Below are 2,279 nucleotides of genomic sequence, written 5' to 3' on the forward strand. Positions count from 1 at the left end.
TCCGCGCGTGGCCCAGAAGCCGCGCGGATGCGCCGCGTCGAGCTCGGCCGGGGCCGCCGGCGCGTTGCCGTCGAGCGCACCGCCGTCGTCGCGGTAGAACAGCCAGCCCTTGACGAACATGCGCGCCGCCCACGGCCCGGCCTGCCCCGTGAACGCGAATTCCTCGCGCGCGCTGAGCGGCAATTGATGATCGACGAGACGACGGAACTTGAGATCGAAACGGTCGGCCAAATTGGGGCCGACATAGTCGCGCAGCGCGGCCTCGCCCGCAGTGGCCGCGCACAAATAACACTTCACCGCCAGTTCCCAATGCAGGCGCTCGCCATCGGGCGCGACCAGCAGGAAGTCGCATTCGCCGAGCGTGCGGCCGCTGACGCGCACCGGCAGGTTCGCGGCGACCAGCGTCCAGGCGGGGCCGTGCGCGGCGAAGAACGCCAGCAGCGTTTCGGCGTAACGGCCAAGGCGCGTGGGCTGCGCGGCCTCGACGGCCTGCCGCAGCGGGGCCGGCTCCGCATCGAGCGCGGCGAGCCAGGCCAGCACCCGCGCGGCTTCGGCATCGCCCTGCCATGGCCGGGCCAGCGGCGCGGCGGCCGAGCCCGCCAGCAGATCGGCACTGGCCAGCAGCCAGGCGAGATCGCGTACCGCCGCATCGCGCAGCCCCACCCACGGTGCGGACCGCGCGGCCTCCGTCATGCGTCGCCCGTGCGGCCGTCTTGCGCAACCTTGCCCGCGTCGCGATAGGTATCGCGCGCGAGGCACAGGTCGGCCCAGGATTTGGCCTTGTCCGGCAGGCTGCGCAGCAGATAGGCCGGATGGTAGGACACGATCACCGGCACGCCTTCGTACTGATGCACGCGCCCGCGCATCGAGGCGATGCTGGCGTCCGATTTCAGCAGCGTTTGCGCGGCGAAGCGGCCCAGCGCGACGATCAGCTTCGGCTTGACCAGCGCCACCTGGCGTTGCAGATACGGCTCGCAGCGCGCCACTTCGTCCGGTTCCGGGTTGCGGTTGCCGGGCGGGCGGCACTTGATCACGTTGGCGATATAGACGTTCTCGCCGCGCTTGAGCGACAGCGCGTGCAGCATGCTGTCGAGCAGCTTGCCGGCCTGGCCGACGAACGGCTCGCCCTGCTTGTCCTCGTTCTCGCCGGGCGCTTCGCCGATCAGCATCCAGTCGGCTTCGCGGTCGCCCACGCCGAACACCGTTTGCGTGCGCTTCTCGCAAAGGCGGCAGCTCTCGCAGGCCGAGACGCGCGATTCGAGTTCGTCCCAGCCGAGATCGGCAACCGAGGAGCGCACGGCGGCCGGATGGGCCGGCTCCGCCGGCTCGACGCCATGCGAAGGCAGACCGGCAGCGGGCGTGGCATCGAACCAGGCGGAATCGTCGAACGCGGAATCGGCCGGCGGCGAAGCCGGCTGCTGCGCGCGGCGCGGTTCCGGTTCGGCCTGGCGGGCGATTGCCGGTTCGGCATCGCGGCGTGTGGCGGCAGGCATCGGCGCGCGATCGCGCGGCGCGTCCGTTCTGCCGGCAACCTGCGGCACGCCGCCATCCGCGTCGAGCACGGCCGGCGAAGGCGCGCGACGCGCCACGGTCGCGTCCGGTACCGGCGGCATCGCCTCGGCGCGCGCGCCCGCAGTGGCCGACGGATCCGCGGCAACCGCCGCGTCCGCCCTCTCCACGCGACGCACCCAGCGCGGCCCGAGGCCCATTTCGTCGAGCGCCGAATCAAGCCAGGTCATGCGCGCCTCCTTGCGGGCCGAGCGTCAGCCGCATCACGATCGCATCCTCGCGCGTGCGGTGCCGGGCCGGGTAATAGTTCTTGCGTCGGCCGATCGTCTCGAAGCCGAAGCGTTCGTAGAGCCGGATCGCGCGCGGGTTGGTGGGCCGCACTTCGAGCAGCATGCCGTCGAGCCGCTCGGCGCGCGAGATCCGTACCGCCTCGCGCAGCAGCGCGAGCCCGCAGCCGCCATGTTGCGCGGCGGGCGCGACACACAGGTTGAGCAGATGCATCTCGTCGACCACCGGCATCAGCACGCAATAGCCGACCAGCGTGCCGGTCACGTGCCGCATGCAGACGCCGAAGTAGCCGTTGCGCAGCGAATCCTCGAAGTTGCCGCGCGACCACGGGAATTCGTAGGCCGCCTTCTCGATCGTCACCACCTCGTCGAGATCGGCATCGGTCATCGGCGCGAGATAACGATCGGTCATCAGCACGCCGCTCATCGGCCCGCCTCCTGCGCCGCGCGCGCGGCGAGCCGTTCGGCCGTGGTCTGCGCGAC

General features: G+C 71.5%; 3 protein-coding genes. All 3 read right to left on the reverse strand.

The annotated features are described in order from the left end of the window. Positions 1 to 693, reverse strand: a 693-nt coding sequence (locus tag G3N92_RS33070; protein WP_206131719.1) for a DUF1853 family protein, incomplete at its 3' end; no start/stop codon positions are given. After that, a complete protein-coding gene (locus G3N92_RS33075) occupies positions 690 to 1,739 on the reverse strand; it encodes a uracil-DNA glycosylase (protein ID WP_206131720.1) in 1,050 nt (349 codons plus the stop codon). The genes G3N92_RS33075 and G3N92_RS33070, both read right to left, overlap by 4 nt. Beyond that, positions 1,726 to 2,223, reverse strand: a complete 498-nt coding sequence (gene rimI / locus G3N92_RS33080) for a ribosomal protein S18-alanine N-acetyltransferase (RefSeq protein WP_206131721.1) — start codon at positions 2,221 to 2,223, stop codon at positions 1,726 to 1,728. Before rimI ends, G3N92_RS33075 begins: the two co-directional genes overlap by 14 nt. Between the last annotated feature and the right edge of the window lie 56 nt (positions 2,224 to 2,279).

The organism is Burkholderia sp. Ac-20379, from assembly GCF_017104645.1.
Lineage (GTDB): Bacteria > Pseudomonadota > Gammaproteobacteria > Burkholderiales > Burkholderiaceae > Burkholderia.

Bases quoted from the DNA above. Each gene is read 5' to 3' on its own strand.
- G3N92_RS33075 (WP_206131720.1), bottom strand. From the start codon at position 1,739: ATGACCTGGCTTGATTCGGCGCTCGACGAAATGGGCCTCGGGCCGCGC.
- rimI (WP_206131721.1), bottom strand. From the start codon at position 2,223: ATGAGCGGCGTGCTGATGACCGATCGTTATCTCGCGCCGATGACCGAT.